Origin of the sequence: Xanthomonas sp. LMC-A-07 (genome assembly GCF_030208825.1) — a bacterium.
In the GTDB taxonomy this organism is placed as follows: Bacteria; Pseudomonadota; Gammaproteobacteria; order Xanthomonadales; family Xanthomonadaceae; genus Xanthomonas; species Xanthomonas campestris.
In genome coordinates, this window is sequence record NZ_JARVTF010000013.1 from 13,018 (window position 1) to 36,502 (window position 23,485).

Annotated in this window: 20 protein-coding genes; 8 read left to right on the top strand and 12 right to left on the bottom strand. The window is 65.6% G+C overall.

Annotation, left to right across the window (positions count from 1 at the left end; genetic code table 11):
• Window positions 1–39: 39 nt before the first annotated feature.
• On the bottom strand, window positions 40–654 hold the full coding sequence (locus QRM89_RS14010) for a CDP-alcohol phosphatidyltransferase family protein (RefSeq protein WP_285448291.1): 615 nt from the start codon (window positions 652–654) through the stop codon (window positions 40–42).
• A gap of 128 nt (window positions 655–782) precedes the next feature.
• On the opposite strand from QRM89_RS14010, the gene QRM89_RS14015 reads away from it, so the two are divergent.
• On the top strand, window positions 783–1,541 hold the full coding sequence (locus QRM89_RS14015; RefSeq protein WP_042599225.1) for a 3-hydroxybutyrate dehydrogenase: 759 nt from the start codon (window positions 783–785) through the stop codon (window positions 1,539–1,541).
• A gap of 208 nt (window positions 1,542–1,749) precedes the next feature.
• Here the strand turns inward: QRM89_RS14015 and QRM89_RS14020 are convergent, their stop codons facing one another.
• From QRM89_RS14020 to QRM89_RS14030, 3 genes are all read right to left on the bottom strand, one after another.
• Window positions 1,750–2,238 carry an 8-oxo-dGTP diphosphatase gene (locus QRM89_RS14020; RefSeq protein WP_285448292.1) on the bottom strand — a complete coding sequence of 163 codons (489 nt, stop codon included), beginning with the start codon at window positions 2,236–2,238 and terminating at the stop codon, window positions 1,750–1,752.
• Between the two features lie 58 nt (window positions 2,239–2,296).
• Window positions 2,297–2,806 carry a DUF1249 domain-containing protein gene (locus QRM89_RS14025; RefSeq protein ID WP_014507870.1) on the bottom strand — a complete coding sequence of 170 codons (510 nt, stop codon included), beginning with the start codon at window positions 2,804–2,806 and terminating at the stop codon, window positions 2,297–2,299.
• Between the two features lie 205 nt (window positions 2,807–3,011).
• Window positions 3,012–3,833: a pyruvate, water dikinase regulatory protein gene (locus QRM89_RS14030; protein WP_011269676.1), complete on the bottom strand. Its 822-nt coding sequence runs from the start codon at window positions 3,831–3,833 to the stop codon at window positions 3,012–3,014.
• Between the two features lie 142 nt (window positions 3,834–3,975).
• On the opposite strand from QRM89_RS14030, the gene ppsA reads away from it, so the two are divergent.
• Together ppsA and QRM89_RS14040 are read left to right on the top strand one after the other, a co-directional pair.
• Window positions 3,976–6,354: a phosphoenolpyruvate synthase gene (ppsA, locus tag QRM89_RS14035; protein ID WP_285445769.1), complete on the top strand. Its 2,379-nt coding sequence runs from the start codon at window positions 3,976–3,978 to the stop codon at window positions 6,352–6,354.
• A complete protein-coding gene (locus QRM89_RS14040; RefSeq protein ID WP_285448293.1) occupies window positions 6,354–7,313 on the top strand; it encodes a mechanosensitive ion channel domain-containing protein in 960 nt (319 codons plus the stop codon). The genes ppsA and QRM89_RS14040 overlap by 1 nt, the downstream gene beginning before the upstream one ends.
• A 160-nt stretch (window positions 7,314–7,473) precedes the next feature.
• Here the strand turns inward: QRM89_RS14040 and orn are convergent, their stop codons facing one another.
• The 3 genes from orn to mntR form a co-directional block, all read right to left on the bottom strand.
• A complete protein-coding gene (gene orn / locus QRM89_RS14045) occupies window positions 7,474–8,058 on the bottom strand; it encodes an oligoribonuclease (protein ID WP_012438217.1) in 585 nt (194 codons plus the stop codon).
• Between the two features lie 71 nt (window positions 8,059–8,129).
• A complete protein-coding gene (tadA, locus tag QRM89_RS14050) occupies window positions 8,130–8,645 on the bottom strand; it encodes a tRNA adenosine(34) deaminase TadA (RefSeq protein ID WP_103702130.1) in 516 nt (171 codons plus the stop codon).
• Window positions 8,642–9,109: a manganese-binding transcriptional regulator MntR gene (gene mntR / locus QRM89_RS14055; RefSeq protein WP_011037316.1), complete on the bottom strand. Its 468-nt coding sequence runs from the start codon at window positions 9,107–9,109 to the stop codon at window positions 8,642–8,644. Before mntR ends, tadA begins: the two co-directional genes overlap by 4 nt.
• Before the next feature lie 143 nt (window positions 9,110–9,252).
• Between mntR and QRM89_RS14060 the strand changes: the two genes are divergently transcribed.
• Entirely contained in the window at window positions 9,253–10,587 is a 1,335-nt protein-coding gene (locus QRM89_RS14060) for an Nramp family divalent metal transporter (protein WP_285448294.1), read from the top strand.
• 480 nt (window positions 10,588–11,067) lie between these two features.
• Complete coding sequence (locus tag QRM89_RS14065) at window positions 11,068–11,892, top strand: alpha/beta hydrolase (RefSeq protein WP_043921782.1); 825 nt, start codon at window positions 11,068–11,070, stop codon at window positions 11,890–11,892.
• A 667-nt stretch (window positions 11,893–12,559) separates the two neighbouring features.
• Here QRM89_RS14065 and QRM89_RS14070 read toward each other — a convergent pair.
• The 5 genes from QRM89_RS14070 to QRM89_RS14090 all read right to left on the bottom strand — a co-directional run bounded on the left by QRM89_RS14070 (window position 12,560) and on the right by QRM89_RS14090 (window position 17,837).
• On the bottom strand, window positions 12,560–14,191 hold the full coding sequence (locus QRM89_RS14070; protein ID WP_011037320.1) for an MFS transporter: 1,632 nt from the start codon (window positions 14,189–14,191) through the stop codon (window positions 12,560–12,562).
• 136 nt (window positions 14,192–14,327) lie between these two features.
• Window positions 14,328–16,169, bottom strand: coding sequence for an amidohydrolase (locus QRM89_RS14075; protein WP_285448372.1), 1,842 nt, complete (start codon window positions 16,167–16,169; stop codon window positions 14,328–14,330).
• A 113-nt stretch (window positions 16,170–16,282) separates the two neighbouring features.
• Window positions 16,283–16,720, bottom strand: a complete 438-nt coding sequence (locus QRM89_RS14080; protein ID WP_285448295.1) for a DoxX family protein — start codon at window positions 16,718–16,720, stop codon at window positions 16,283–16,285.
• The gene (locus QRM89_RS14085) at window positions 16,717–17,373 is read right to left on the bottom strand and encodes a hydrolase (RefSeq protein ID WP_042599234.1); all 657 of its coding nucleotides are present in this window, start codon (window positions 17,371–17,373) and stop codon (window positions 16,717–16,719) included. The genes QRM89_RS14080 and QRM89_RS14085 overlap by 4 nt, the downstream gene beginning before the upstream one ends.
• Window positions 17,370–17,837 carry an AraC family transcriptional regulator gene (locus tag QRM89_RS14090; RefSeq protein ID WP_285448296.1) on the bottom strand — a complete coding sequence of 156 codons (468 nt, stop codon included), beginning with the start codon at window positions 17,835–17,837 and terminating at the stop codon, window positions 17,370–17,372. Before QRM89_RS14090 ends, QRM89_RS14085 begins: the two co-directional genes overlap by 4 nt.
• Before the next feature lie 409 nt (window positions 17,838–18,246).
• Here QRM89_RS14090 and QRM89_RS14095 point away from each other — a divergent pair, with 409 nt between their 5' ends.
• The 3 genes from QRM89_RS14095 to QRM89_RS14105 all read left to right on the top strand — a co-directional run bounded on the left by QRM89_RS14095 (window position 18,247) and on the right by QRM89_RS14105 (window position 23,475).
• Window positions 18,247–21,345, top strand: coding sequence for a sensor histidine kinase (locus tag QRM89_RS14095; RefSeq protein ID WP_285448297.1), 3,099 nt, complete (start codon window positions 18,247–18,249; stop codon window positions 21,343–21,345).
• The gene (locus tag QRM89_RS14100) at window positions 21,338–21,979 is read left to right on the top strand and encodes a response regulator transcription factor (protein ID WP_115577124.1); all 642 of its coding nucleotides are present in this window, start codon (window positions 21,338–21,340) and stop codon (window positions 21,977–21,979) included. Before QRM89_RS14095 ends, QRM89_RS14100 begins: the two co-directional genes overlap by 8 nt.
• Before the next feature lie 368 nt (window positions 21,980–22,347).
• The gene (locus QRM89_RS14105) at window positions 22,348–23,475 is read left to right on the top strand and encodes a Cache 3/Cache 2 fusion domain-containing protein (RefSeq protein WP_285448298.1); all 1,128 of its coding nucleotides are present in this window, start codon (window positions 22,348–22,350) and stop codon (window positions 23,473–23,475) included.
• The last annotated feature ends 10 nt before the right edge of the window (window positions 23,476–23,485 follow it).

Here is a 23,485-nt window from a genome sequence, read left to right on the forward strand (position 1 = left end):
CTACCCAGCCATCCTACCGCGTGTGTTCCGCCGCACCGGTCAGGGCTTGGGGATGCGCAGCGTCTTGCTGATCATCAGCGAGCCGGACACCGCGAACAGCAGCACCAGCGGGTGGAATTGCCACGGGCCGAGCTGCCATTGCCCCCACCACAACGTCTGGCCGATATGCCCGGTGCTGGCCGACACCGCCAGCAGGATCACCAGCACCAGGCTGGTGGGGATTGGTGTGCCTTCGAAGTACGGCACCTTGTCGGCCTCGCCGGCGATCTCTTCGGCGGTCACGTTGTAGCGCGCCAGCCGGCTCACGCCGCAGCAGACGAAATAGCTGAGCACCAGCCAGTCCCAGCCGCCGCGCATGCCGCAGGCATAGCCGAGCGCGGCTGGCGCCACGCCGAACGAAATCACGTCGGCCAACGAATCCAGCTCGCGGCCCAGCGTCGAGGACGCCTTGCGCCAGCGCGCCACGTGGCCGTCCAGCGCATCGAAGACGAAGGCCAGCGGAATCAGCGCCATGCCCAGTAACAGGTCGCCGCGGTGGCCTTCCTGCAGAAACCGCATGGCCGCAAACACCGTCCCGGTGCCGCAAAAGGCATTTGCCAGCGTGAACCAGTCTGCGAGTTGAAAGTCGCGCAGCATCGAAAAATGGCGTTTCATGCGGAACCTGAGGGCATCGAGGCGCAAAGGGTAACGCGCGCGCGACGCGCAGGCGACCGTTTCAACGTGCTCGGCTACCCTGGCGGCCACTGGCACCGTTTCAGTGCCGCATTCCACGAGGACACCCGATGCGCAGCATCCTGATCACCGGTGCCGGCAGCGGCATCGGCGCCGGCCTGGCCACCGTTCTAGCCGCCGACGGCCACCACCTGCTGGTGAGCGACGCCGACTTGGCCGCGGCCGAGCAGACCACCCAGCAGGTGCGCGCGGCAGGCGGATCGGCCGAGGCCCTGGCACTGGACGTCACCGACGAGCACAGCATTGCCCAGGCACTGGCGGCCGCCTCGCGCGCGCCCGAGGTGTTGGTCAACAACGCCGGCCTGCAGCACGTTGCGCCGCTGGAGGAGTTCCCGATGCAGCGCTGGGCGCTGCTGGTGGACGTGATGCTGACCGGTGCCGCACGTCTCAGCCGCGCGGTGCTACCGGGCATGCGTGCGGGCGGCTACGGGCGCATCGTCAACATCGGCAGCATCCATTCGCTGGTGGCCAGCCCTTACAAGAGCGCCTACGTGGCCGCCAAGCACGGGCTGATCGGGCTCTCCAAGGTGCTCGCGCTGGAAACCGCCGACTGCGACATCACCGCCAACACGCTGTGCCCCAGCTACGTGCGCACGCCACTGGTGGAGCGGCAGATCGCCGACCAGGCACGCACGCGTGGCATTGCCGAAGACGCGGTGATTCGCGAGGTGATGCTCAAGCCGATGCCCAAAGGCGCCTTCATCGAATACGACGAACTGGCCGGCACCGTGGCCTTCCTGATGTCGCGCGCGGCGCGCAATCTCACCGGCCAGGCCATCGCCATCGACGGTGGCTGGACCGCGCAATGAAGCGGTGGCGAAATTTTCACCAGGGCTCTTGACAGCCAGATGGGGCAAGGCCTGAACACGGTTGTCCACAGACTTGCGCAGTTTTCATCCACAGGGGATGTGGAAAAGTTGGCAAAGCCGGTGCGGTAGGCTTCACAGTTCGGCCGTCAGTGACGGCTAAGCCCAGCCACCGACATTGCCTGCTTGCGCCGCAGACCGGGCGCCGCCCTCACACGCGCGAATACGACCACGACTGCATGCGCCCGTCCCGATACGGCATCACGCCATGGAAAGGACGCGGGTCGCCATCGAATACCAGCGGCAGGAAGTTGCGGTCGCCCTCCCACATCGGCACCTGGTCCATCTGCGCAATGGGGACCCATTCCAGGGTGCCTTCGGGGTTGGAGGTCTGCGGCATGCCGTCGAAGCTGTGGATCAGGAACACGAATCCCAGCCAATCCTCGCCTTGCTTGCCGAAGCCCGGCCAGCTGATGGTGCCGCGCAGCTGCATCTGGCCGCATTCCACACCGGCTTCCTCGCGGATTTCGCGGCGCATGCAGGCCAACACATCTTCATCGGCTTCCAGTTTGCCGCCGAGCCCGTTGTACTTGCCCAGGTGATGATCCCCGGGACGGGCGTTGCGATGGATCATCAGTACCTGGGTGCCATCCGGCGACAGCAGGTAGCCGAGCGTGGCGACAATCGGGGTATGCGGCATGGCGAACGATCAGACACGAAGCACATCAGTATGACCGAAGCTGCGCGCCGCGCAGCGATCAGCTGATGGCGGGCTGCGCGTTGGCGCGCGGCGGCGCGACGTAGTCAGTGTCCAGGCGCAGCGTGGCCACGCCATGGCCGCGCTCGGCCAGATAATCCAGCCACTTGCCCAGGAACGTATTCATGCGCATGCGGTGGCTGATGAGCTCGGCAGGCGGCGGGAACATGCCCATGGTGTCCTGCCAGCGGCGGCCGACGTAGCAATGCGTGGTTTCGGCCTGGCGCGCGTCCCGATACAAGCGCACGTAGGCGGACGGGTCCGGCTCGCCGGTGACCGGGTCACACAGGTCGTAGGTCAACCGCAATTCCACCGTGTAGCGGTGGCATTCAATCACGTCCAGCCGCAGGTCCAGGCCGTCGCCGATCGAGGACACATACGAACCCGGAGCGAGGTCGGCCGGCGCGAACAGCCGGGTGAGGTGCTGGAAGTTTTCCGCATACAGCCCCATCAGCCAGCCGAACCGGCTCAACTTGGGGATGCGTTCGAGTTTACTCAGTGCTTGCGCCATGCATCGATCCTACACGCTGGGCTGCCGCACGGGCAGCATTGACGGCGGCAAAAGGCCGGGCCACTCTTGGCGGAGCACTGCCCCGCCCGCTTCAATACGTCACCGGATGCCGACCGGCCATACCAAGTCGCACTGCTGCACAAGGCAGACAGTGGCGGCCTGCCCGCTTCACCAATCGCGAATCCCGCCGCACCAATCCCCGCTCCTAGAACATCTCGCGCTGCAGGCCGAGCGTGGACAGCACCTTGCTGGAGATTTCCTCGATCGAGGTGTTGGTAGTGCTGAGGGTTGGAATCCGTTCCATCTGGAACATGCGCTCGGCTGTGGCCACCTCGCGGCGGCACGTCTCCGCTGCGCTGTAGCGCGAATTGGCACGCCGCTCCTGGCGAATCTGTTGCAAACGCTCCGGGTCGATGGTCAGCCCGAACAACTTGCTGCGGTAGTTGCGTAGCCGCGGCGGCAAGCGTTCGCTTTCGAGGTCTTCTTCGGTCAACGGATAGTTGGCGGCGCGGATGCCGTAATGCAAGGCCAGGTAGATGCAGGTGGGCGTCTTGCCCGCGCGCGACACCGCCACCAGGATCACATCGGCTTCGTCGTAATTGAGCGCGATGCCATCGTCATGACTGAGTGCGAAGTTCATCGCATTGATGCGGCGGTGATAGGTCTCGAAGTCGACCATGCCATGCGCGCGACCCACACGCGAATGACGCGGCGCGTTGAGCTCGCGCTCCAGCGGTTCAATGAAGGGGGCGAACACATCCAGCATCAACGCGCCGCTCTCGGCCAGGATCATGCTCAACTGTGGATCCACGCACGAATTCACCACCACCGGCCGCACCTGGTAACGCTCGCCTGCCGCGCGCACACGCAGTGCTGCATCGCGCGCTTTGTCTGCATCATCGATGAACGACATACGGTCGGTGACAAAGTTGAACCCGCTGAACTGCGTGAGCAGGCTATGCCCAATCGTTTCAGCGGTGATACCGGTTCCATCGGACACGTAAAACACCGGCCGGATTGTTGACATCGACTCCACCTCTTTGAACTAGCGTCCAAAACTTACGGGTTCATGCTTGTGCAGGCTCCGCTGTGCACTGCATCATAGCGGCTTCTTCCTACGGTCGCGGCCATTCAGCCCGCTCGGGCGATGGCCATACGGAGCATCGCGCTTGAACGAGAATATCCTGTGGTTGCATGAGCTACGCCTGGTCGATCTGGCCCGCGTAGGCGGTAAAAATTCCTCGCTCGGCGAGATGATCGGCAACCTGGCCGGGTTGGGTGTTTCGGTTCCCGGTGGATATGCGACCACTGCCGAAGCATTCAAGGACTTCATCGCGCACAACGATCTGTCCAAGCGCATTTTCGACAAGCTGGAGACGCTCGACGTTGAAGACGTCACCGCGCTCACGGTCGCCGGCAAGGAAATCCGCGGCTGGGTGATCGACGCCCCGCTGCAGCCGGAGCTGGACCGCGACATCCGCAGCGCCTACGAAAAACTCTGCGCCGAGAACGGCGGCGGCGAAGTGGCCGTGGCAGTGCGCTCGTCGGCAACCGCCGAAGACCTGCCCGATGCCTCGTTCGCCGGCCAGCAGGAAACCTTCCTCAATGTGACCGGCGCCGACGACGTGGTGCACAAGGTCAAGGAAGTGTTCGCCAGCCTCTACAACGACCGCGCGATTGCCTACCGCGTGCACCACGGCTTCAAGCACGAAGATGTGTTCCTGTCGGCCGGTGTGCAGTTGATGGTGCGCTCCGGCGTGGGTTCGTCCGGTGTGTTGTTCACCCTGGACACCGAGTCCGGCTTCCGCGACGTGGTGTTCGTCACCTCCAGCTTCGGCCTGGGCGAAATGGTCGTGCAAGGCGCGGTCAACCCGGACGAGTTCTACGTCTACAAGCCCACCCTCACTGCGGGCAAGCCGGCAATCCTGCGCCGCTCGCTCGGCAGCAAGGCGATCCGCATGGTGTATTCGGATGTGCCCGGTGAACGCGTGCGCATCGAAGACACGCCGGTGGAGTTGCGCAACACTTTCTCGATCAGCGACGAAGATGTGCAGGAGCTCTCCAAGCAGGCGCTGGTGATCGAAAAGCATTACGGCCGCCCAATGGATATCGAGTGGGCCAAGGACGGCGTGAGCGGCAAGCTGTTCATCGTGCAGGCGCGCCCGGAAACGGTGAAGTCGCGCAGCCATGCCACCCAGATCGAGCGTTTCTCGCTGGAAGCCAAGGATGCCAAGATCCTGGTCGAGGGCCGTGCGGTGGGCGCCAAGATCGGCAGCGGCGTGGCACGCGTGGTGCGCTCGCTGGAAGACATGAACCGCGTGCAGGCCGGCGACGTGCTGATTGCCGACATGACCGACCCCGATTGGGAGCCGGTGATGAAGCGTGCGTCGGCCATCGTCACCAACCGCGGCGGCCGCACCTGCCACGCGGCGATCATCGCGCGTGAACTGGGCGTGCCGGCGGTGGTGGGTTCGGGCAATGCGACCGACATGATCAGCGACGGCCAGGAAGTCACTGTGAGCTGCGCCGAGGGCGACACCGGCTTCATCTATGAAGGCCTGCTGCCGTTCGAGCGCACCACCACCGACCTGGGCAACATGCCGCCTGCCCCGCTCAAGATCATGATGAACGTGGCCAACCCGGAGCGCGCATTCGACTTCGGCCAGCTGCCCAACGCCGGTATCGGCCTGGCGCGTCTGGAGATGATCATCGCCGCGCACATCGGCATCCATCCCAACGCACTGCTGGAATACGACAAGCAGGACGCCGACGTCCGCAAGAAGATCGACGCCAAGATTGCCGGCTACGGCGACCCGGTGAGCTTCTACATCAACCGTCTGGCCGAGGGCATCGCGACGCTGACCGCGTCGGTGGCGCCGAACACGGTGATCGTGCGGTTGTCGGACTTCAAGTCCAACGAGTACGCCAACCTGATCGGTGGCTCGCGTTATGAGCCGCATGAAGAGAACCCGATGATCGGCTTCCGCGGCGCCAGCCGTTATGTCGATCCGTCCTTCACCAAGGCGTTCTCGCTGGAGTGCAAGGCGGTATTGAAGGTGCGCAACGAGATGGGCCTGGACAACCTCTGGGTCATGATTCCGTTCGTGCGCACGCTGGAGGAAGGCCGCAAGGTGATCGAGGTGCTGGAGCAGAACGGGCTCAAGCAAGGCGAGAACGGGCTGAAGATCATCATGATGTGCGAGCTGCCGTCCAATGCGCTGCTGGCCGATGAATTCCTGGAGATCTTCGACGGCTTCTCGATCGGCTCCAACGACCTGACCCAGCTCACCCTGGGTCTGGACCGCGATTCCTCGATCGTGGCGCACCTGTTCGACGAGCGGAACCCGGCGGTGAAGAAGCTGCTGTCAATGGCAATCAAGTCGGCGCGGGCCAAGGGCAAGTACGTGGGCATCTGCGGCCAGGGGCCGTCGGATCACCCGGAACTGGCCGAGTGGTTGATGCAGGAAGGCATCGAGTCGGTGTCGCTGAATCCTGACACCGTGGTCGATACCTGGCTGCGCCTGGCCAAGCTCAAGAGCGAGGGTTGATGGGAATGGTGGGTGGAGTGTTGGCGGCGGCTGCGGGAGCGGCCGCCGCAAAACCGGCGGCAGCGAAGTCGCCGGCCTTTGACTGGAGCAACCTCAATTGGGCGGAGTACGCGCTCAATTGCGGGTTGGCACTGCTCATCCTCGTGGTGGGCATGTGGCTGGCCAAGCAACTCAGCCAGTGGCTGCACCGTGCACTGACGCGGGCACGGGTCGAAATCACGTTGGCCAACTTCCTGCGCAACGTGTCCTATGCGTTGTTGCTGGTACTGGTGTTCGTGAGCGCACTGAGCAAGATCGGCGTGCCGCCGACCTCGCTGATTGCGGTGCTCGGCGCGGCCGGTCTGGCAGTGGGTCTGGCATTGAAGGACTCGCTGTCCAACATCGCTGCGGGCGTCATGCTGATCGTGCTGCGGCCGATGCGCGATGGCGACCACGTGGTGATTGCCGGCCAGGAAGGCATCGTCGATGAGATCCGGATTTTCCAGACCCGGATCAAGGCGTTCGACGAGCGCATGATCACGCTGCCCAACAGCACCATCACCACCGCACCCATCATCAATTACAGCACCCTGCCCAGCCGCCGCCTGGAAGTCACCGTGGGCGTCGGCTACAGCGACGATTTGAAGAAGGCGCAACAACTGCTGCTGCAGATTGCCAAGGACAACCCGAACATCCTGGACACACCGGCGCCGTTCGTTCAGGTCACCAACCTGGGCGAAAGCACGGTGGATCTGATGCTGTTTGCTTACGCCAGCAACGGCAATTTCGGCGCGGCCAAGAGCACCACGCTGGAGCAGATCCGCGACCAGTTGCTGGAAAACGGACTAAGCATCCCCTACCCGCAGCGCGACCTGCACGTGTATCACCACGATGCCGATGGCAAGCCGATTGCCGACTTGCTGCGCAAGGGCGTCACCGACGATGGCGATCTGACCAAGGGGCCGCCGCTGGCCCGTTGAGCCTGCATGGGCACGCGGTGCAGTGAGTCAAACGCAAAGGGCCGCATCGATGATGCGGCCCTTTCTGTTAGTTCGCTTCTGCGATTGCAGGTACGCGGTACAACTATTCGCTAGCCGCACGCATGCGGGAACCTCGCAGCCGTGTTCCCGGTTGGGAACCTCAGTTCTGCACACCGCCGCCGTTATCGCCACCCAGCGTGCCCATGAATTGCCGGTAGTGCCGCAGCTCGTCGATGGAGTCGCGTACGTCGCTGAGCGCCGTATGCGCCGAACTCTTGGCAAACCCGGAGGCCACTGCCGGTGCCCAGCGCCGCGCCAGTTCCTTGATGGTGGACACGTCCAGGTTGCGGTAGTGGAAATAGCGCTCCAGGCGCGACATCTGGCGGTGCAGGAAACGGCGGTCCTGACAGATCGAATTGCCGCACATCGGCGAGGCGCCGGCGCGGATCCATTCGCCCAGGAAGGCCACGGTCTGCGCCTCGGCTTGCGCGTGGGTGACCTGGCTGTCAAGCACGCGTTGCCACAGGCCGGAGCGGCGGTGCTGGTTGCGGTTCCATTCGTCCATCGCTTCCAGGGTTTCCAGCGAATGGGCAATGGCCAGTTCCGGCCCCTCGGCGAGCACGTTCAACTGCGCATCGGTCACGATGGTGGCGATCTCGATGATCGAATCGCGATCGGTATCCAGGCCGGTCATTTCCAGATCGATCCAGATCAGTCGGTCGTTGCCCGCAACGTTGTCTGCCATATCACCGTCCTGTGGAGGGCCGTTGCCGGCCGGGTGCTGAAAGGGCGCGCATCATACCGCGGCCATGCCGATCAGGGCACGAGCGGCGGCTTGCCACGCTTGGCGCGAAAGTAATTGGTCAGGCGCAGCCCGGCCTCGGCGGCCAGCACCCCGCCGCTGACCTGCACGCGATGGTTGTGGCGTGGGTCGGCGAGCAGGTCGAACACGCTGCCACACGCGCCGGTCTTGGGGTCGCTGGCGGCGAACACCACCCGCGCAATCCGCGCATGGATCATCGCCATGGCGCACATTGCACACGGCTCCAGCGTCACGTACAGCGTGCAGCCGATCAGGCGGTGGTTGACCAGCCGCCGGCCGCCTTCGCGCATGGCCATGATCTCGGCATGCGCGCTGGGGTCGTGGCTGGCGATGTTGAAGTTCCAGCCCTCGCCGAGCAGCGCGCCGGTTGGACCCACCAGCACCGCGCCGACCGGAATCTCGTCATAGTCGCGCTCGGCACGTTCGGCCAGCCGCAAGGCGTGAGTCATCCATTGCTGGTCGATTTGCAGGTGTGCCTCTTGCGCGTGGTGATCGGGCGACACGCTCACGGAGTGCTGTTGCCCTGCCGCTCCAGAAACGCGGCAAAAGCGGCGACGGTGGCTTCGCTGACGTGGTGTTCGATGCCTTCGGCGTCACGCCGCGCGGTGGCCTCGTCGATGCCCAGCGCAAGCAGGAAGCGCTCGACAATCTGGTGCCGCTGCCGGCTGGAGGCCGCCAGCGCTTCGCCGGCCGGGGTCAAAAACACGCCGCGATACGGCCGCTGCACCACCCAGCCATCGCGCACCAGGCGCTTGAGCATCTTGGCCACGGTGGGCTGCGCCACGCCTAGGCGCGCAGCGATATCGACCTGGCGCGCCTCGCCACCGTCGACCAGCAGATCGGAGATCAGCTCGACATAGTCTTCGACCAATTCGGCACGGCGCGCCTCGCGCACCTGGCGGAAGCTCTCCATGTGCACCTGCGCATCGATCAATACCGGTGCGGACGCGTCCAGCTTTTCGCTCTTGCCCACCCTTGTCCTCGTCATCGCCTCCGGCGCAACTGCCGGGATGCGTAGTGTGAAGCACGGCGCCGATCAATACGATTGAGATTGCCAATGCTCAACAGCATAGCACTTGCTATATCATCGGCCGCGTCCCGTCTTTTCGCCCGCCCATGTCCAGCGAAGCCGTCCCGAACGCAGAACCCATTCGCCCAGCCGATGGTGGGCTGGGTGCCGCGCACGCCAGCGTTGCGGTGCCCAAAGGTGGCCACTGGTGGTTCCGGTTGCTGGCGTTTCTGGGCCCTGGCTACATGGTCTCGGTCGGCTATATGGACCCGGGCAACTGGGCCACTGACCTGGCGGGCGGCTCGCAGTTCGGTTACCTGCTGCTGTCGGTGATCCTGCTCTCCAACCTGATGGCCATCGTGCTGCAGGGGTTGTCGGCGCGGTTGGGCATCGCCACCGGCCTGGACCTGGCGCAGGCCTGCCGCGCACGTTACCCGCGCAGCATCAACCTGGCGCTGTGGGGGCTGTGCGAGCTGGCGATCATCGCCTGCGATCTAGCCGAAGTGATCGGTACGGCGATCGCACTCAAGTTGCTGTTCGGCATTCCGCTGACACTGGGCGCCATCATCACCGCGCTGGACGTGGTGTTGGTGCTGCTACTGATGAACCGCGGCTTCCGTGCGTTGGAAGCGTTCGTCATGGCATTGCTGCTGGTGATCTTCGTATGCTTCGGCATCCAGATCGCGCTGGCATCGCCACCGATCGCCGCGGTAATGGCCGGCTTCATTCCGCGTGCCGAAGTGGTGACCAACCCGCATGCGCTGTATCTGGCGATCGGCATCATCGGTGCCACCGTGATGCCGCACAACCTGTATCTGCACTCGTCGATCGTGCAAACGCGCGCGTATCCGCGCACCGATGCAGGTCGCCGTTCGGCACTGCGCTGGGCAGTCACCGACAGCACCGTGGCCTTGATGTTCGCGTTGTTCATCAACGCCGCCATCCTGATCCTGGCCGCGGCGGTGTTCCATGCACAGGGCCGCACCGATGTGCAGGAGATCGAACAGGCGCACGCGCTGCTGGCACCGATGCTCGGCGTCGGCCTGGCCTCGACCCTGTTTGCAGTGGCGTTGCTCGCCTCGGGCGTCAATTCGACAGTGACCGCGACCTTGGCCGGGCAGATCGTGATGGAAGGTTTCCTGCGCCTGCGCTTGCCGCCGTGGATGCGCCGCCTGCTCACCCGCGGCATCGCCATCGTGCCGGTGGTGGTAGTGACCTGGCTGTATGGCGAAGCCGGTACCGCCCGCTTGCTGGTCTTGAGCCAGGTGGTGCTGTCGATGCAGTTGCCGTTCGCGGTGATCCCGTTGGTGCGCTTTGTCGCTGACCGCGGCTTGATGGGCGCATTGGTGGCACCGGCATGGCTGGTGCGCATTGCCTGGGTGATTGCCCTGGTGATCGTTGGCTTGAACCTCAAGCTGCTTTGGGAATTCGCGTTGGGGTGAGAGGCAAGCGGGCGGCGGCACTGTAGACGCTTGTGCTTGCACGTGCCGGTCGTGCAGATGGTGCTGAAGGTGCACTGCGGTGCGTTGCACCGCCCTGCTCTGGCGATGCGGTGCACGCGATGAGGTGCGGCCTGTAGCGAGATGCAGCCACGCCAGTGCGCACGCCGATGCAATCTCGCGCGCCGCGCGCACGCTTTACTGGCGGCAGCATCGGCGCCGGCGGCCTACCGCCCACCCGCAATCGCCTTCCTGATCACAGTGGCGACCTCGGCCGTTGGCGCAACCGGTGCGCTTCCCCACCAAGGAGTTTCCATGCATCCGTTCGAGCCGTCTCCGGCCGATTCCGGGCGACGCAATTTTCTCGTTGCCGGCACGGTCGCGGTGGCAGCGTTGTCGCTGCCCACCTTCGCCAGTGCGGCAACTCCCGCGCGTGCGTCATCCACTTCCCCGACCCATCCCACCTCTCACGGAGCTACACCGATGTCGAACTTTGTCACCCGCCCCGATGGCGCCAAGATCTTCTACAAGGACTGGGGCAAGGGCCAGCCCGTCGTGTTCTCGCATGGCTGGCCGCTCAGCGCCGATGCCTGGGATGCGCAGATGCTATTCATGGGTCAGAACGGCTTCCGCGTCATTGCACATGACCGCCGCAGCCACGGCCGTTCCAGCCAGACCTGGGACGGTAACGACATGGACACCTACGCCGATGATCTGGCCGCCGTGATCGAGGCGCTGGATCTGAAGGACGCCATCCTGGTGGGCCATTCCACCGGCGGTGGCGAAGTGGCGCATTACGTGGGCCGCCATGGCAGCAAGCGCGTGGCCAAGGTGGTGCTGGTGGGCGCGGTGCCGCCGCAGATGGTCAAGAGCCCGACCAACCCGGGCGGCCTGCCGATCAGCGTGTTCGACGGCATCCGCGAAGGTGTTGCCAAGGACCGTTCGCAGTTCTACCAGGACCTGAGCACCCCCTTCTTCGGTGCCAACCGCGACGGCAATAAAGTCACCCAGGGCATGCGCGATTCGTTCTGGCTGCAGGGCATGCTGGGCGGGCACAAGGGCCAGTACGACTGCATCAAGGAATTCTCGGAAGTGGATTACACCGCTGACCTGAAGAAGATCGATGTGCCGGCGCTGGTGGTACATGGCGACGACGATCAGATCGTGCCGATCGATGCCTCTGGCAAGCTGTCGGCCAAGATCATCAAGAACGCGGAGCTGAAGATCTATGCCGGTGCGCCGCACGGACTGCCGGTGACCCACGCCGACCAGTTCAACAAGGATCTGCTGGCCTTCGCCAAGGCGTGATCCAGTTGGTTGCGTAAAAAGCCGGCTCGCGAGGGCCGGCTTTTTTTATGGGCTCTCTTGGGGCACTTGGTCTGGATCACTGCCATCGCGGCAACAGAGCATGCGCCTTGGAGTAAAGGTGCGCGCGCCAATCAGCGCCGCTTGGTTGCAGGGCAATCTGGGTCCTGTTGCCGAAGAAATGCAGGCGCTCGGAAATCGCGGTTGCTTCAGCCTGTGCCCTGCCCTAGCCGCAAGCGGCATGGTGCACACGCATACCTGTACCAGCGGCATGATCGAGCATCAGCGCACACGCTGGATCGCGCGCTCACTTGCAACTCAGCAATCCGAGATGACCCCAATCAGCCCCCCATCCAGATGCCGATAGCCGATCCGCGAGGTGACCCCGCCCTCACCGGACGGACAGTGAGCCCGCCTGCGATTTGCCCACAAGGCGCAGGCCACACGCAGCAGAACGCAACGTTTTACGGCGCCATATCGCGCTGCAAGGCACCCTTTTCTCGCGTGCACGTCATTGATCTAAGATCGCCTGCGCATGACCATGCTCGGTATCAGCACACATCGGACAAAACACAACGGGCGCCCATACCAGGCGCCCGTTGCACGTTTTGCGATCTGCATTCGCCGCGCGGCTCACAAGCCCGACAAATAGACTCCAGCCGCCTGCGGATCAAATATCCGAATGCGTATGCGGCGGCACCGCCGCACCACCACCGCCCACAAAGTGGCGCACGAGCGGCGCGCGCTCGCCCTGATGCAGGGCACGAATCTGCTCCTGCAGCTGGCGGTCGTCCCCGGTTACGCGCTCGTGCTGACGCAGGTGTTCCAGCCACGAGGCCACGATGAAGTATTCCAGCTGCACGCCGGGCGTGGCGGCGTCCTCGGCCACGCCCCACACCACCGCGCCGTCGCGGCGGCGTGCGCTGCCCAGCTGTGTTACCAGGCGCACGAACTCTGCACGTGCGTCATCGGCGATGCGGTATTCCACGGTCACCAACACCGGGCCACGGTCGTGTTCGACACCATCGGCCTGCGCCGGTGCGGGCCAATGGCCCGCCGGTGCGAGATCGAGCTGCTCGGTGCCGGCAATGCGTGCGCGTTTGACCAGCAGCGCGGCAATCACTGCACCGGCCGCGGCAATCTGCAATGCGATCGCGATCGATGTGCGTTGCGCCAATGCACCCCACAACAACGAACCGCTGGCCATGCCGAGCGAGAACACCACGATATACAGCGACAGCGCACGGGCGCGCACCCAGGCCGGCACCGAGGTTTGCGCAGCGATCTGCAGCGACGACAACACCGTGATCCAGGCCAGGCCGTTGACCACCATCACCACACACAACACGCCAATCTGGCGCGAGAGCGCCAACCCCAGCAGCGAGGCTGCGCAGATCAACGTGGCAACAAACACCAGCAGGTCGCGGTCATAGCGTGCACGCAAGCGCGGCAACACCAGCGCACCACTGATCGCGCCAATGCCGATGCAGCCCAGCAACAGACCGTAACTGCCCGCACCCAGCTGCATGTCGCGGCGGACCACCAGCGGCAACAAGGCAGTCAGCGCGCTGGCGAACAGGAAGAAGCCGGCCGCCTTGATCAACACTGCCTGCAGACGCCCGGCGCGCGCCGCATAGCGCAGACCGGCACGCAGGCCCGCACCAAAGCTCTCCGGCGGCAATGCGGATGCCTGCGTCTCGCGACGCCAGCGCCACAGCACCCACATCATCAAGCCGAAGGTGAGCCCATTGAGCAGGAAGGCCCATGGCGGGCCGAACTGCGCCACGATCAAGCCGCCGATTGCCGGCCCGATCGACCGCGCGATATTCATGCCGATCGAGTTGAGCGCCACTGCCGAGGCCAGCAACGGGCGCGGCACCAGCTCCGAGACGATCGCCGCTTGCGCCGGCATTGCCATCGCCGCGCCCATGCCCATGGCGAAGGTCAGCGCGACCAGCACCCACGGGGTGAGCAACTGCAGGTGCGACAGCAGCGCCAGCGAGGCGGCCACCAGCAGCATCCAGCCCTGGGTGAGCATGAGGTAGCGGCGCCGGTCGACGATGTCGGCCAAGGTGCCGGCGGCGAGTGCGAACAACACCACCGGCAAGGTGGTGGCCGACTGCACCGCCGCCACCATCAGCGGCGAACCGGTCTGTTCGGCCATCACCCAGGAGGCGGCCACATCGTTGATCCAGGTGCCGATATTGCTGCCCAGGATGGCGAGCCACAGGGCACGGAAGATCGGTTGGCGCAGCGGTGCCCACGCACCGGCGTCAGCCGGTGGGATCGAAGCGGTTGTCATTGCCACACTCCAGAACGGAAAAACGCGCGGTCCGGCCAGGCGCCCGCGACGGACACTGCACACGCCTTCTTAAATTTGCAGACCTGCGCTGCAACGCTGCGCTGACCTCTCGCCGCAGCCAGGCGCTGCTGCGGCCTTAAAACGCGAAACATGCGCATCCCAATGCCCCCCAGAAGCCGCGCAGATCCTCGCTGGGTGCGACATGGTGGGCGGCATGCCCATGTGCGCCGTGGGTGCGGCAGCCAGGGCCATGCGCATGCGCCACGCTTGCCAGCCCGCTCACCGCACCGCCCACGTGATAGCCACCAAAACGGTTGACCGGCGACCATTCCGGCATTGCCGGCGGCAGGCTGGGTGCGAGTGCAGCGAAGTCGCCGTCACCATGCACCACGGTCCCGCCCAACACGGTCAGCACGCTGGTGATATCGGCAATCGCAGCATCGTCGACGCGGAAATAGTCATCCGACAAGACGATGAAATCGGCCAACTGACCAGGCGCCAAGGTGCCCTTCTCGTCTTCATCACCGGAGAACCAGGCACTGCCCTGCGTCCACAAGCGCAAGGCCTGTTCGCGTTCGAGCAGGTTCTCGTCGCCATACAGTGCCAGCCCGCCGACAGTGCGGCCGGTGACCAGCCACGACAGCGCCACCCACGGGTTGTAGCTGGCCACGCGCGTAGCATCGGTGCCTGCACCCACCGGCACACCGGCCGCCAACATGCGCCGCACCGGCGGCGTATGGCGCGCGGCCTGCACGCCGTAGCGCTGCACGAAGGCTTCGCCCTGATAGGCCATGCGGTGTTGCACCGCGATGCCGCCGTTCAACGCGCGGATGCGATCGATGTTGCGCGGCGTGATGGTTTCGGCGTGATCGATGAACCAGTGCAGGCCATCGAACGGCATGTCCGCGTTAACGCGTTCGTAGACATCGAGAATGCGCGCGATGCTTTCGTCATAGGTGGCGTGGATACGGAACGGCCAGCGTTTTTCCACCAGCAGGCGCACCACCTGCTCCAGTTCCGGTTCCATCTCCAGCGCAAGCTCCGGGCGCGGCTCACTGAACTGCTCGAAATCGGCCGCCGAGAACACCAGCATTTCGCCGGCACCGTTGTGACGCAGCAGATCGTCGCCCTTGCGGACCGGCAGCACCTCGGTCCAGCCGCGGAAATCGGCAACTTCCTTGCCCTTGTTCTGGGTAAACAGGTTGTAGGCGATGCGCACGCTCAACTGCCCGGCCGCATGCAACTGCTCGATGACCTGATAGTCCTCCGGATAGTTCTGGAAGCCGCCACCGGCGTCGATGACCGAGGTGATGCCCAAGCGGTTGAGCTCGCGCATGAAATGGCGCGTGGAGTTGGCCTGGTATTCGATCGGCAGCCGCGGCCCTTTCGCCAGGCTCGCGTACAGGATCAACGCATTCGGCTTGGCCAGCAGCAGGCCGGTGGGATTGCCGAGCTTGTCGCGCTCGATGCGGCCACCGGGCGGATCCGGCGTGGTCTTGTCGTAACCACACGCACGCAACGCCGCGCGATTGAGCAAGGCGCGGTCGTACAGATGCAGCAGGAACACCGGTGTATCCGGCGCGATCGCGTTGATCTCGTCCAGCGTCGGCAGGCGCTTTTCAACGAACTGATGCGCGGTGAAGCCGCCTACCACGCGCACCCACTGCGGCGCGGGCGTGCGGTCGACCTGCGCCTTGAGCAATGCCATGGCATCGGCCAGCGAGCGCACGCCGTCCCAGCGCAACTCCAGGTTGTAGTTCAACCCGCCGCGAATGAGATGCGTGTGGCTGTCGTTGAGCCCGGGCACCACGCGTCGCTGCTGTGCATCGATGATACGCGCCTGCTTGGCCATGGCCATGATCTGCGCATCGTCGCCCACTGCCACGATGCGGCCATCGGCCACCGCCAGCGCAGTGGCGCTGGGTTGGCGCGGATCAAGCGTGGTGATACGTGCATTACGAAGGATGAGATCGACCATCGGAGGCGTCCTGTTGGCAGTCAACGCAGCAGGCGCGATGCCCAGTGCAAGGCCAGCGGCGGCACCCTGCAACAGCTGGCGCCGGCCGGCATCGTGGGAATCAGTGGGCGTACTCATGACGCGTGCCGCCGGCGCAGGCCGTCCAGCGACCACGCGCCACCGCCGGCGCACACCAGCGCCAGCAAGACCAGCGCCCACATCAGCGGGTATTCCATGCCGCCATGCATCCAGAACCAGCCCTTGGGAATGGCAATCATCACGGTGGTGGCAATGAACGCCGCGGCCAGTGCCGCGCTGGCGCGCGTCCACAGCCCGATCAGCACCGCCACTCCAGACAGGCTCTGCACCAGTGCCAACAGCAGCGGCAGTGGCGCTGTCGCCGGCAGCCCGAACTGCTGCAATTCCGCAGCAAAACCGGCAAGGCCGGGGCCATGGAACCACCCCAGCAACTTGCCCAAGCCATGCGGCAGCAGAAACCCGCCGCCAGCCAGCCGCAGCATCAACAGCGCCGCGTCCAGGCCCGGCGAGCGTGCCGGTGCGTGGCTGTTCAATGTCCGCCTTCCTGCGCGCCGAACATGGTCTTGGCGTATTGAATACCGATGCCATAGCCGCCTGCATGCGCACGTGCGATGCCGGTGGTGAGGTCGTAGGTGTCGCTGCGCGCCCAATCGCGCTGCAGTTCCAGCAGGTACTGCACGCTGGTGATCGGTGCGGCGCCGGCCTGCACCATGCGGGCAATGGCACGCTCGTGGGCCTCATCGCTGACATCGCCGCAGGCATCGGTGATCACGTACACCTCAAAGCCCTGTTCGATCGCCGACAACGTCGGCCCGACGATGCACACGCTGGTCCACAAACCGGCGATTACCAGGCGACGCTTGCCGATCGCGTTGATGCGGTCGATCACGCCCTGGTCTTCCCAGGCATTCATGCTGGTGCGGTCAAACACCGGCTCGCCGGCGAAGATCTCCGGCAGCTCCGGAAACAACGGGCCGGAGAACGACTTCTCCGCCACCGTGGTGAGCACCACCGGCACCTGGAAGCCTTTGGCCGCCTTGCCGATCAGCGCCACGTTGTTGCGCAGGGCCGAGATGTCGATGGTGTGGGTGGCAAACGCCATCTGCGACTGGTGGTCGATCAGGATCAGGGCGTGGTCGTTCGGCGACAGCAGGGACTTGCCGGGAACGGCGGTGGCGGTGGTCATCGGTGGTGCTCCAGGAGTGGTGAGAAGGAAGACGTGGCAGCCCGCGGCGTACAGGCCGGCGTGCTGTGTGCGGTAGTGCATGCGGTCTGCGCGGCAAAGCGCGCCGGCGTGCAGCCGGTGGCATGGCGGAAACTGCGGACGAAATGGCTTTGATCGAAGAAGCACAGCTCGCTGGCGATCTGGCTGATCTTGTGGCGGCCTTCGCGCAGCAAGGCCTGTGCGCGCTCGATGCGACGGCGGCGCAGGTATTCCATCGGGCTGGCGCCGACCACGTCGCGAAACACACGCGCAAAATGGAAGCGGCTCATGCACGCGGCCGTGGCCAGATGGGTCACCGTGATTGGTTCGCACAGATGCGTGTCGATGTACTGCATGGCTCTTGCCACCGCACGGATGCGCGGTGCTTCAAGTGCGCTGCATGCGTGGGGCGCAGTGCGGCAGTCGACGGCAATGCCACGTGCCATGCGGCGTCTCCGTTGGGGGTGCGGCCATGGTGCGGTGAGCAGGTGCGCGCTCCCACCCCAGATGGTGAGGCCAATCGCCCCCTCTTTCGGGGGGGGGGCCGCCGCAGTGGCCTGGATGCAAGATCGACGCGCGTTGACGCGGTTCGCGCGCAGCATGGAGCGCCGATGCAGCCGCGTGCAGGCCACGCCGCACGGCGCGGCACACCGCCCAGACTCATCGGTCACGCACCACGCCAAACAAGCGGACGCGGCCGAACATACCCATGCGCTGCGCGATACTCCAACCATGCCGCGTGCGCTCATGCCCGCGGGAGTTGCAAGCTGTCACCGCCCTACTCCACTGCGCAGTGCGCGTCCTCCCCCGAAAGAGGTGGTGGTGCTTCCCCCGATCTCGTCCGACAATGCTGCGATGCCGCATGAGCCCGTCAGCTACCCCGCTTCGTCGTTACGCCTGCGCGTTACGCAATGGGTCACGCTGGCGTGCTGTTGGCTGCTGCTGTGCGCACCGGCATGGGCGAGCGGGATCGCCGCCACACGCGACGGCGTGCTGCAGTTTCACCACACCGCCTGGAGCACCGAGCGCGGCGCACCGGCCGACATCTGGGATATCGCGCAGGCCGATAACGGCCCGTTGTGGCTGGCGACCGGTTTTGGCCTGTTCCAGTTCGATGGTGACCGCTTCGCACGTGTGCCGCCGCCCAATGGCGAGGCGTACGCATCGCACAACATGACCGCGCTGACGCTCGCACCTGACGACACCGCGTGGATCGGGTATTTCGGTGCCGGGATCGACCGTCTCGCCGACGGTCACCTCACCCACTTCGCACCAGGCAAGGACCTGCCCAGCGGCATGGTGTTCAAGCTGGAGCGCGATGGCAGCGGGCGCCTCTGGGCCGCAATCGACGGCGGCTTGTGCTGGTTCGATGGCACGCGCTGGCACCGTGCCGGTGCCGACTGGGGCTACCCGGCCGCACGCGCACAGTGGTTGCTGCGCGACCGCCGTGGCGTGCTGTGGGTCAGCGACGGCACCCAGCTGCTGCGCCTGCCCGCAGGCGGCAAGCGCTTCGAACCCAGCGGGCAGCCGGTTGGACCGTTCACCACTATGGCCGAGAGCCCGGATGGCAGCGTCTGGGTCGCCGACCCGTATCGCGGAATCTTTGCATTGACCGACACGCGCGGGCAGCTGCTTCCCGCCGCAACACGCGCGCAGCCGCGCTTTGCCGGGCTGTTTGCGCGCCGTATCCGCTTCATGCGCGACGGCGCGCTATGGGGCACGGACTACGCGGCCGGTGGTGTGTTCCGGATCGCCACACCGCTGGCGCCGGCGCCGGTGCTGGAGCACGTCGGCACGCTGCAAGGCCTGACCTCGGCAACCGCCGGCCCATTGCTGGAAGATCGCGAAGGCAACCTCTGGGTTGGCACCAACCTGGGCTTGAATCGCTTCCGCCACCGCGCGCTGTTGCCATTGGCCGCTTTGCTGCCCGGCCCGGCCACCGCGGTGGAGATGTTCACCAGCCGCAGCGGCGCAGCGCCCGGGCCGGTGGTTGCCGCATTGCGCGACGACCGCCTGCTCGCATTGACGCGCCTGCGCATCGATCGGATGCAGCACGGCGGCGCGGCCAGCACGCTCGCTGTGCCGAACACGTTACGCAGTTGGGTGTTGGCCGAACACGCGCTGCTGCGTCTGCAGGGCGGCCTTGTGCAACCGGTGCCATTGCCGCTCGGCGTTGCGCCCGGCGAAATACGCGCGTTGCTGGTCGATGCGACGGACCAGCCGCTGGTGTGCCCGGATGCGCGTGGGCCGTATCGCTACGACGGCACCGGCTGGCAACCGCTGGCCGGCGTGCAGGAAACCCCATGCTCGGTGCTGGCGCGTGCGCACGATGGCGCGCTGTGGATCGGTGACGTCAAAGGGGAGCTGCGCCTGCTGCGCGGCAATCGCGTGCGCCGCTATAGCGCAACGGACGGCTTGTCGGTCGGCCCGATCACCGCCCTGTGGAGCAGCACCGCGCTGACCCTGGTGGCTGGCGAAGCGGCGGTGGCCGTGCTCGGCCCCGATGGCCGATTCCGCACCCTGCCCGACCAGGCCAGCCCGCTGCTGCAGGGGGTCACCGGTATCGTGCAGGACGCCGCCGGCGGGGTCTGGTTGAACGGCAATCGCGGCGTGGTGCATCTGAGCCGGCACGCGTTGACGCAGAGCGTGCAGACCGGCCTGCCGGCGCCATCGCTGCGCCTGTACGACACCATGGATGGCCTGCCCGGCATCGCCCAGCAGGCCACGCCGGTTCCCAGTGCACTGGCCGCAGCCGATGGCCTGCTGTGGTTTGCCACCAACCAGGGCCTGGCCTGGCTCGACCCCAGCCAGACCTATCGCAATCCAACCGCGCCCACGGTCGCCATCACCGAGGTGGTCGCCAACGATCGTCCGTATCCGCTGCAGGCCGCGCTGCGCCTGCCCAAGTGGAGCGACCGCCTGCGCATCGGCTACGAAGCGGTCAGCCTCACCCGCCCCGAGCGCGTGCGCTTCCGCTACCGGCTGGATGGCGTGGACGCTGCCTGGCAGGACGCCGGCAATCGCACCGAGGCGTTCTATACCAACCTGGCGCCTGGCCGTTACCGCTTCGAGGTGGCCGCCGCCAACAACGATGGTGTGTGGAATGCACGTGGCGACGCCCTCGACGTGGTCATCGAACCGGCGTTCGTGCAGACCTGGCAATTCAAACTGTGCTGCGTGCTGGCGGCGGTCGCGGCCCTGGCGGTGGCGTGGCGCTTGCGCACCCGGCATGTGGCCGGACGCCTGCGAGCGCGGTTGGAAGAGCGTTACCGCGAGCGCGAGCGCATCGCCCGTGAGTTGCACGACACCCTGCTGCAGGGCACACAGGGGCTGATCCTGCGCCTGCATACCGCCAGCCGCTCGCTGGCCTGGGATGACCCCCGCCGGCAGGAACTGGAAAAGACCGTCGAGCTGGCCGAGCGCGCCCTCATCGAAGGGCGCGACCGCGTCAACGGCTTACGCGACACCCACTCGCTGCGCACCGATCTGGCCGGCGCGTTGCAGCAGGCGCGCGAAACCACCATGCCGATCCCCACCGCAACCCTGGACGTGCTGGTCAATGGCCGCCCACTCGTCTTGCGCGCGATGGTGGCCGACGAACTGTTCCAGCTCGGGCGCGAAGCGCTGAGCAATGCCGACCGGCACGCGCGCGCAAACAAGATCGTCCTGGAACTGCGTTACGGTTCACGTGACTTCGTGCTGCGCATCCGCGACGATGGCTGCGGCCTGGCGCCGGATGTGCTGCACGGCCACGCCCGCACCGGGCACTGGGGATTGACCGGCATGCAGGAACGCGCGCGGCGCATCGGGGCACAAATGCAACTGTGGTCGCGGCCTGGCAGCGGAACCGAAGTGCAGATCGTCGTCCCCGCGCGCGCTGCGTACGTTCGACCACCCAAACGCTGGTGCTGGCCCTTTCAAAACGCACGACCCACGGAGACTCCCCATGGCTGATACGACACGACCGACCGCGGTGCTGGTGGTGGACGATCACCCACTGTTGCGTGACGGATTGAGCGCCATGCTTGGCGCCGAACGCGACATGCAGGTGGTGGGCGAAGCCGAGGATGGCGAACAGGCCGTGGACTACTACACCCGCCTGCGCCCGGACGTGGTGCTGATGGATCTGCAGATGCCACGCGTGGACGGCGTGCAGGCGATCCAGCGCATCCGCCAGCTCGACCCCATGGCCAAGGTCATCGTCCTGACCACCTACACCGGCGATGTGCGTGCAGTGCGCGCCTTGCAAGCCGGCGCCTGCGGGTATCTGCTCAAGAGCGCGTTGCGGCGCGAACTGGTCGACACCATCCGCGACGTCCGCCGCGGTCAACGCCGTCACGTGCCCGCCTCGGTGGCCGAGAGCATCGCCGCGCACGTGCTCGACGACGCCTTGTCCGCACGCGAGACCGAGGTGCTGAACCTGGTCGCCACCGGCTGCTCCAACAAGCAGATCGGCAACGCGTTGGGCATTTCCGAAGAAACCGTCAAGGCGCACATGAAGAACATCCTGTGCAAGCTCGGCGTGCGCGACCGCACCCACGCGGTCACCGTTGCGCTGCGTCGCGGGATCCTGTCGCTGGAGACCTGAGGGCGCCACAACCACTGGCGGACGGGCGCCGCCCGCCTGCCCCGCTCACCGCGCCGGCGCACGCGGCAGCAAACAGTGCAGCGGCGCCCAGCTACCGTCGTCCGCGCCAGACGCCCCGCCACCAAGCCGCACCTCGCAACCGCACGGCCGACGAATGCGACGCGCTCGACCATTCTTGAACGCGAGGCGAAGCTGCCGCCGATGCGGCGCTGCCAAACCGATCGGCTTCGGCTATCGTATGCACCGCCAGCGGCTCGGGGAGCCGCTTCAGCATCTTGTCCGGCAGCCGATAACGGCTACGTCCGACCGCCGCACCGCGCTGCGGCGGTGCTCGATTCAATCATTTAAACGCGTTCAGGGGAATTGCGATGCTTCGTCACTCTTTGCGGGTGCGCCTGCTGTTGCCGGTGCTGGCCTTGGTGCTGGTCGTGGTGGTGGCACTGACGGTCATTCTGGCCATTACCGAGGCCAACCGGGTCAAATCGGAAACCGCAGACGCCATCGAGCGCCAGTCGGTCTCCCTGCAGACGCTGTTCTCGGTCACCCGCGCGATGATGCTCGATCGCGTCAACTCCTCCATGCGCCAGCTGCGCAAGGAAGCCAACGCCCAGGGCGCGCCCAGCGTGGGCAATGAAGTGCGCGTAGCCGACCGCAACGCCAACGACCTGTTGCTGGGCCAGAAATCGCAGGCCAACGTATTCGACATGCTCGACGATGTCACCGCGATCCACGAAGGCACCGCGACGCTGTTCTCGCGCACCGGTGACGACTTCGTGCGCATCTCCACCAACGTCAAGAAGGACGACGGCAGCCGCGCCATCGGCACTGTGCTCGACCCCACCGGCCAGGCCGCTGCCAAGCTGCGCAATGGCGAAAGCTTCTACGGCGTGGTCGACATCCTCGGCAACCCGTATGTCACCGGTTACGAGCCGATCTTTGCCGGCAACGACAAGCGCGTCATCGGTGCCTGGTACGTCGGTTACAAGGCCGACACCCAGGCCCTGGAAAACGTGGTCAGCAGCCGTCGCGTGCTCGACTCGGGCTTCATCGCCATCTTCGACAGCAAGAACACGCTGCGCTTCCAGTCCACCACCGGCGCCACCACCGACACCGCCACCATCGAGCGGATCGTCAAGGAAAGCCCCGATGATTGGGTCGTGACCAAGCAGGAAGTGCCGGACTGGGGCTTCACGCTCGTCTCGGCTTACCCCAAGAGCGACGTCAACGGCGTCATCGTGCGCCAGTCGTTGTGGATCGCCGGCATTGGCCTGCTGGTCTGCGCACTGTTGCTCGGCCTGCAGTGGGCGCTGATCTGGAACCGCGTGTTGCGGCCCATCCAGCACTTGACCACCGTTGCCGAAGAACTGAGCCTGGGCAAGTGGAACCACACCATTGCCGAGGTCAACCTCAAGGATGAAATCGGTACCCTGGCGCGCGCCATTTCCCGCCTGTCCAACAGCGTTCGGTTGGCCATGGAACGCCTCAGCAAGCGCTGAGCCGTGCTGT